The 6,662-nt window shown below is 48.2% G+C and carries 6 protein-coding genes; 4 read left to right on the forward strand and 2 right to left on the reverse strand.

The features are described 5' to 3' along the window. Positions 1-538: 538 nt before the first annotated feature. Entirely contained in the window at positions 539-1,735 is a 1,197-nt protein-coding gene (locus SJI19_RS21925; protein ID WP_323480393.1) for a hypothetical protein, read from the forward strand. Between the two features lies 1 nt (position 1,736). Then, positions 1,737-2,273 (forward strand): hypothetical protein, encoded by a 537-nt coding sequence (locus tag SJI19_RS21930; RefSeq protein WP_323480394.1) that lies wholly within the window; start codon positions 1,737-1,739, stop codon positions 2,271-2,273. An 83-nt stretch (positions 2,274-2,356) separates the two neighbouring features. On the opposite strand, the gene SJI19_RS21935 is transcribed toward SJI19_RS21930, so the two are convergent. Both SJI19_RS21935 and SJI19_RS21940 read right to left on the reverse strand, forming a co-directional pair. Further along, entirely contained in the window at positions 2,357-3,391 is a 1,035-nt protein-coding gene (locus SJI19_RS21935; protein ID WP_323480395.1) for a phage portal protein, read from the reverse strand. After that, positions 3,391-5,154, reverse strand: a complete 1,764-nt coding sequence (locus SJI19_RS21940) for a terminase ATPase subunit family protein (RefSeq protein ID WP_323480396.1) — start codon at positions 5,152-5,154, stop codon at positions 3,391-3,393. Before SJI19_RS21940 ends, SJI19_RS21935 begins: the two co-directional genes overlap by 1 nt. Positions 5,155-5,299: 145 nt before the next feature. Here SJI19_RS21940 and SJI19_RS21945 point away from each other — a divergent pair, with 145 nt between their 5' ends. Together SJI19_RS21945 and SJI19_RS21950 are read left to right on the forward strand one after the other, a co-directional pair. Then, on the forward strand, positions 5,300-6,157 hold the full coding sequence (locus SJI19_RS21945) for a GPO family capsid scaffolding protein (RefSeq protein WP_323480397.1): 858 nt from the start codon (positions 5,300-5,302) through the stop codon (positions 6,155-6,157). A 53-nt stretch (positions 6,158-6,210) separates the two neighbouring features. Next, a partial coding sequence (locus SJI19_RS21950) for a P2 family phage major capsid protein (RefSeq protein WP_323480398.1) occupies positions 6,211-6,662 on the forward strand: 452 nt, incomplete at its 3' end.

Consider the following 6,662-nt stretch of genomic DNA (forward strand, 5'->3'; position numbering starts at 1 on the left):
ATCAATGTAATAAATTCCCATCCTGGGTTAGGTCACTATCCCAGGCGCTTTTTAGTGCGTAGCGATCTCACCAAACCCATTTTTTGCGTCAATACCGCATAACCTTTCGTTGATCCTGGATTGGTCCTTTGTTGCCGGCAACACTGAGAAGTATCCCGAGAACTGCACTTATCTCGCATTGGTGATTCCGGTACAGTGCATGGTAGTGCATCAAAGTGAATGACAATCGTAAGATACCTTTACCGCTTGTGAGCCAGAAGCCACGCGCTCGGGACGATGCCATACCGATGCATGAAAATCGCTACCTAAAGCGGGCAGGCGTGGCGGGGATAGCATTGCGCGCTGCCTTGCAAAACATGACCATTTTGCTTGCCTGCTCATTGATTATTATGTTATTTATTAAAATAATATTATTTTTCAATTAGTTAGATTGTTTTTTTTATATTTAATACGGATTTGATAAGATTTTATTGCTAACAATATCACGAAGGAATACATTTACAATTACACATAAAAATATTACAGTAATGGCGTTAACATGGACACAGGCTCAATTACTTTTTTTGATATTAATGCTTTCGGTTTTTATAGATTAAAGAGGGATGCAAAAAATCTCGACTTCAAATTCGGTACAATTGTTGATGTAATGGATGATCTCATTGCTTGGTTGCACGATAAAAATTTTGAGCAGACGGTTCCATGGAATATTAAAGAACAGCCCTTAAGAACAAAAGTATATTGTCGGGGCGTCGCTTTTGATCCTAGTACAAAGGACTATGTCATAGTAATCTATAGAGGTGTTGGGGATGGAAATGGAATTCATGGTATTAAGGTTGGTTCAAAAATCGGAGCGAATGTAACAGGTACTGTAAAGGCTGGCTCTCAAATTGCTGGAGAAGAGATTATCTGGGGTGAACCATGTTATTATTGGATTATTCCTGAACTTAATAAAATTGCTTCCATAAGATTCCCACATTCTTATGCGGATACATTTTTGTTTTGTAATTATTTTGTACAACATGTTAATAACAATAGTTTATTTGGTGAGCGTAAAACTTCAGAGCGACATTTTGATGCCATAAACACACCAGGAAGAGTAGTCAAAGTTTATCAAACAACATTTCCTTATAAGGATATTGATGGTAAATGCAATTGTATTTTTAAATTTAATGTTGAGGAAACTAAATTAAAAACCGCTAAAGAAGATTTGGCTAGAATGAGATCGAGGATAGTCCAAACTATTATCCGAGATACCACAACCAAACGGATTAATGATGATAGACAGCCAATTCTGCAGCTTGCGAGTGACACATTATCCTCACTTTTTGGTCCGAGCATCAGAGATAAAGTATTAGGTAAACCGCCTGAAGTAGAACAACCTAAACGTGTGCAAGTCATCGTAGATGGCGCCCCCTCTTTAGAAGAATTGAATCAATTATTCAATTTGAGAGATGAGAGTACCGATTGGGCTGATGTTGGTTTTAAATTATTAGATACTGAAAATCCAATATGGTTAACAAAATATGTTGCAAGGACAAAACTACCAATTACTAATTCTGAAGGAGATGAGCATTATTCCCCAGAATTCTTACTCGCACAAATAAATCTAATAAGAGGCGATTTAGTTCTCCAGTTAAAATTAGAAGCTGAGAAAGAATTAAAACGAAAAGAAGAAGAAGAAGCTGAAAAAAAAGCATTAGGAGACGATAAAAAAAAGAAGGCAATAGAGGGGTAATATGAAAAATTCAACTAGAAATTTGTTGAAGATAGTTATTAAACAGCAAACACTCAATTTCATAGGGATATTTATATGTGTTTTTATTGCTTATTTTTGTTATTTAAGAATTAACTTTAATTTATTAAAGGAGGTTTTAGCCACATTGCAAAGTCTATCTACTGCAATATTCACTATTGTTGGAATATGGATTGGGTATCTTTACCCTAACGCAATTTCAAGTATCGCAAATGAAGATGTAAGTTATATAAAAAATGAAAAGGATGCGCCGAGAATTGAAAAATTAGTATATATATTAATAACATCAGCCTTGGTGATGCTTAGTACGTTACTAATATACTTATTTAAGGCAATATTGCCAACATTTGATTTTTATATGGCTTATAAAGCGCTATTTAAATTTATTTGTGTTTCATTTTTATTTTTCATGTGTTGGACCCAGGCAAAATGTATTCTGAGCATTATAATAAGCAACCTTCATTTTGTAAATAATCTTCATGGCCGCCTCAACAAGGCAAAACTTAATCAAGATGATTAAGTTTTTTCTTTTTTATGTGAGGACAACATAAAATTAAATATTTAATAGAGCAATAACATCAAGCTCATTATTTTAAATATATATTAATTAAGCTCATATGTGCAAAATTGTATAATTTCATCGCGCATCCATATATTTAGCTCTTTTATTCGTTGTTGAAAAGGTGTTAATTCATTCCTCACAAAAACTTCTGCCGCCTTTTCCATATTCCCAAATCCCCCCGCATTATCCGGTATGATCCCCATCATCTGCGGCGGCACCCGGTGCGCACTTAGTAAATCGTCCCTACTGGATTTCTTGATATTAAAAAAATCGTCCTTGGTCGCCACTTCACTGAGCGGCAAAATCTGTATGCCGTCCTTCTTGCCGTTCGGCGCATACATAAACAAGTTACGAAAATTTCCCAATCCTTTGGTATCCCGCATCGCCTTACGCATCTGGTCGATATCGCTGCTGCTTTGCGCCGCATCGGTCATATACAGGATGTATCCGGCGTGGGCGCCATTCTGGTAATACTTGCGCCGAAATAACGTGGCCGCCTCGTTGAGCCAGGCGGAATTTAACGCACTAAGGTACTCGGGCAGGCCGTACAGCTCCTGGTTAATATCCGGCTCTATCAGATGGAATACGCTGCCAGTCTCGAACCGGTGCGGCTCTTTCCAGTATTGCACAAACCAGTAGGTGTCCTGCTCCACGCCCCGGCGGGTGTATTTGGCCGGGATGCATTCCAGTCGTAGCGGCTCGCCAAGCTGGTTTTTACGCAGCTCCAGAAACGCATTGCCGAACACCAGGTAATCCAGCACAAAACGGCTAAACTCTTGCTGGCTTAATAGCGGGTGTGGAATATAGGTCGAGGCCAGGATATTGCGCTTCACGTAGATCGGTGAGCTGTGGTGTACTGCGGCGCGCAGGCTCCTGGCCAGGCCGTCAAAACTTATCGGCGGCTCGTACCACTGGCCGTTGCCGGTGCATTCGATATAATCCAGAATTTCCCGCCGGTCGAGCACCGGGATCGGCTCGCCAAAACTAAACGCCTGGGCCTGCTGTGTCTCGGCCGGGGCCGCTGTGGTCTGCGCTGAGGATTGCTTGATGGCCCGGCGGCCTTTGCGTTGGCTCATTAATAAAACTCCAGAATATTAGGGCTATGGCCGCCGTTGGCGGCGGTGAGCGGTTCATTAAGCAAGGCGTGCATAATCGCCCAAGCTACGTCGGCGTGGCTGGCCTCTTCGCTGCGACTGGCCTCAAAGGTGGAGCGGTTGCCGCTGGCGGTCATGGTTTTGCGAATGGCCATAAAGGATTGGGTGATATCGGTATGCCCGGCGTCGTACTCCAGGCGACCGCTGGTAATGGTGTCCTTGGCTTTAAGCACCATGGCGGTTTTGATTTCCGGCGTATAACGAATTTCCCGCGCCGCCGGGAAGAACTGTTGCACCAGTTGGAATACGCCTTGCCCGATAGAGGTGGCATCGATGCCGATATACTCCACCACATACCGTTCGGTCAGCTCTTTGATGGATTGCGCCTGGGCGGCAAAGTCCATGCCTTTCCACTGGTGGCGCTCCAGAACCCGGAATTGTCCGCCCGGCACCATCGGTGGTGCGATCACCGCACAGCCCGCACTATCACCGGTGTGCGACGGGTCATAACCAATCCACACCGGACGATAAGCAAATGGCCGCACGGCATACGGATTGTAATCCTCCCACTCTTCCAGGCTGTCCACCATGCAGCGCTGTAGCTCGGCGAACGGGAACACCGACGCTTTATCATCCACAAACTCACACATGAGCAGGTTTTGATATTCCGCCGGGCTGTACTCGAGCGCGAGCTGATCCAGGTCGAACAAATTACAGCCACCGGTGAGCGCATCCTCAACCGTGACAATCTGCCGCCACTGGCCATCGCCGCATAACGCGCCCTGGGATAAGTGGCTGTGGCTTAAATCCAGATGAACGTGATCGGCTTTGTTGCCGCGCCCTTTATTAAACAGCTCGCCCGACCAGAACGGGTACGCGCTGTGCGCCAGGCTGGATGGGGTGGAAAAGTAAGTGGTGCGCCATTTTTTATGTAGCGACATGCCGGACGCCACTTTGCGCAGCTCTTGAAACTTGGGGATCCAGAAGTATTCATCCAGATACAGGTTGCCGGTGTAGCTCTGTGCGGTGCGCACGTTGGTGCCAAGAAAAAACAGCCGCGCCCCATTGCCGAGCACCATCGGATCGCCTTTCAGGTCTACCTCTACTAGGCGGGCAAAGTCGATGATGTAATTTTTAAACACATGGGCCTGCGCTTTGCTGGCCGAGAGAAAAATCTGATTACGCCCGGTGGTCAAAGCATCGAGCAACGCCTCGCGGGCAAAATAGAAGGTGGCACCAATCTGGCGAGACTTAAGGATATTACGAATGCGATGCTGTAGCCCGGCCTGATACCAACCTTTTTGATACCCGAACGACGTTTCATGAAAGATGGATCCCAGCTGTTCCACCGCGCTATCGCTAAACACGTTCTTTTCCGGTGGCTTGCGTTCGCCCTTATTGCGATTGCGCACATTAGGGTTGAGATCGGCCTCGTTGCCGGTCTGGCTATAGCGATTCACTCGCGCCAGGCGCTCTATCTGGCGGCCTAACAGGTCAATCTCTTTATAATCGCTGCCGCCCTTCTGGGTTTTCATTATCAGCTGGATTAAGCGCGCTTCCAGGCTGGTTTCGATACGTGAAATAGGCGCCACCGCCTCCCACTGGTCTCGCTGTTTCCAGCTCTGCACGGTGGGCGCTTTTAGGCTTAAGGTTTCGGCAATCTGGCGCACGGAAAACCCCTGCCAGTAAAGCAGTGCCGCCTGGCGCCTCGGATCGCTGATGATAGTGGTGGGTGTCGTATTCATGGTGCTAAGGCTACGCGACTCGCCCGCCCCCACGCCTGTGCTGCCTGTTGTGCCAGCCTGACCACAACCCTGATGCGTTGTGGCCTCCCGCCTATCCCCGGAAACTAACCCTGACCTGATTAACCCACCAAGGAAGCCGTTTCCGATGGCCAAAAAAGTATCGAAATTTTTCCGTATCGGCGTCGAGGGTGACACCTGCGACGGGCGAATGATTAACGCCGACGATATCCAACAGATGGCCGAGACCTTTGACACTCGTGTCTACGGTTGCCGCCTTAACCTGGAACACCTTAAAGGCGTCTTGCCCGACGGTGCCTTCCGCCGTTACGGCGACGTGTTAGCGCTCAAGGCCGAGCAGATCGCCGATGATTCGGTGCTCAACGGCAAATGGGCGCTGTTTGCCCAAATCTCCCCCACCGACGACCTAGTATTGCTGAATCAATCGCGCCAGAAAATCTACACCTCGATGGAAGTGCAGCCGAACTTTGCCAACAGTGGCAAAGCCTACCTGGTCGGCCTGGCCGTGACCGACGACCCGGCCAGCCTGGGCACTGAAATGCTGGCCTTTAGCGCCAGCGCCCAACACAACCCACTGGCGGCACGTAAAACCGCACCGGACAACCTGTTTACCGCTGCGGTCGAGGTCTCACTCGAATTTGAAGAGGTCACCGAGCCGGGCCTGTCGTTATTTACCCGCGTGAAAACCCTGTTGACCGGCAAACAGACCAACGACGACGCCCGCCTGGCAGACGTCCATAAGGCGGTTGAAGCGGTGGCCGAACATGTGCAGCTCACCGCCGCCGAGCAGGACACCAAGCTTTCTACCTTGGAAACCACCCTGACCGAACGCCTGGTCGTGCTTGAGCAGGCCGTGGTCACCGACCATAACCAGGTCACCACCCTGACCAACAAACTGACCGCAACTGACAGCCAATATCAGACCCGCCGCCCGTTGGCCACCGGTGGCCGCGAAGCGCCGGACGAGGTGTTAACCGACTGCTAAACCCGGCCAGGTGACCATCATCGTTAACCCGTATTCCCTGTTTAGGACACCCGATGAAAACCAACACCCGTTTTAAATTTAATGTGTTTTTGACCCGCGTCGCCGAGCTGAACGGCGTCGAGGCTAACGACCTGAATAAAAAATTCAGCGTTGAACCCACAGTGACGCAAACCCTGATGACCCGCACCCAGGAGTCATCGGAATTCCTCACCCGCATCAATATCGTGCCGGTGGCGGAAATGAAGGGCGAAAAAATCGGTATCGGCGTGTCCGGCTCGATTGCCAGCACCACCGACACCACCGCCGGTGATGAACGCGAAACGGCGGACTTTGCCACGCTGGATTCCGAGGGGTATTTCTGCCAGCAGGTGAACTACGATTTCCATATTCGTTATAACACCCTCGACCTGTGGGCGCGTTACCAGGACTTTCAGGCCCGGCTGCGTGACGCCATTATCAAACGCCAGGCGCTCGACCGCATCATGATCGGCTTTAACGGTGTCAG

This window comes from Acerihabitans sp. TG2 (assembly GCF_035013185.1).
Classification (GTDB): Bacteria; Pseudomonadota; Gammaproteobacteria; order Enterobacterales; family Enterobacteriaceae; genus Acerihabitans.

Coding starts and splice junctions, on each gene's coding strand:
- SJI19_RS21935 (WP_323480395.1), bottom strand. CDS start 3,391: ATGAGCCAACGCAAAGGCCGCCGGGCCATCAAGCAATCCTCAGCGCAG.
- SJI19_RS21940 (WP_323480396.1), bottom strand. CDS start 5,154: ATGAATACGACACCCACCACTATCATCAGCGATCCGAGGCGCCAGGCG.
- SJI19_RS21930 (WP_323480394.1), top strand. CDS start 1,737: ATGAAAAATTCAACTAGAAATTTGTTGAAGATAGTTATTAAACAGCAA.
- SJI19_RS21945 (WP_323480397.1), top strand. CDS start 5,300: ATGGCCAAAAAAGTATCGAAATTTTTCCGTATCGGCGTCGAGGGTGAC.
- SJI19_RS21925 (WP_323480393.1), top strand. CDS start 539: ATGGACACAGGCTCAATTACTTTTTTTGATATTAATGCTTTCGGTTTT.